Source organism: Faecalibacterium sp. An77 (genome assembly GCF_002161315.1).
Classification (GTDB): domain Bacteria; phylum Bacillota; class Clostridia; order Oscillospirales; family Ruminococcaceae; genus Faecalibacterium.
In genome coordinates, this window is sequence record NZ_NFHK01000123.1 from 1 (window position 1) to 516 (window position 516).

Annotated in this window: 1 protein-coding gene; it reads left to right on the forward strand. The window is 55.6% G+C overall.

From position 1 onward, the window contains the following. A partial coding sequence (locus tag B5G28_RS14335; RefSeq protein ID WP_144265596.1) for an IS66 family transposase occupies positions 1–516 on the forward strand: 516 nt, incomplete at both ends.

The window sequence follows — 516 nt, forward strand, 5'->3', positions numbered from 1 at the left end:
CCGCCAGCTACAAATGTGCGCACTGTGAAACCCAGACTGGGGAAAGCTATATCCGGCAGGCCGAAGCTCCTGTTCCAGTGATGAAGAAAAGCATGGCGGCTCCCTCCACGGTAGCCTATATCATGCAGGAGAAGTTCCAGAACGGAGTTCCGCTGTATCGCCAGGAGGCTTACTGGAAGGGACAGGGTGTGGATCTTCGGCGCAATACCATGGCCAACTGGGTAATCCGCAGTGCCCGTTGGTTCAAGCCTCTGTATGAGCAGCTTCGCAGGGAGCTGCTGCGGCAGGATATTGTGAATGTGGACGAGACCCGCGTCCATGTCCTGAAAGAGGATGGCCGGGAATCCAGTCAGATGTCCCAAATGTGGGTGTTCTGCTCTGCCGAAAAGAAAATCGTACTGTACCAGTACAGTCCCAGCCGTTCAGGCCGGGTAGCCAAAGAGATGCTGCAAGGCTTCTCCGGCTATACCCAGACCGACGGCTATTCGGGTTACAATTGTCTGGATTCCGTGACCC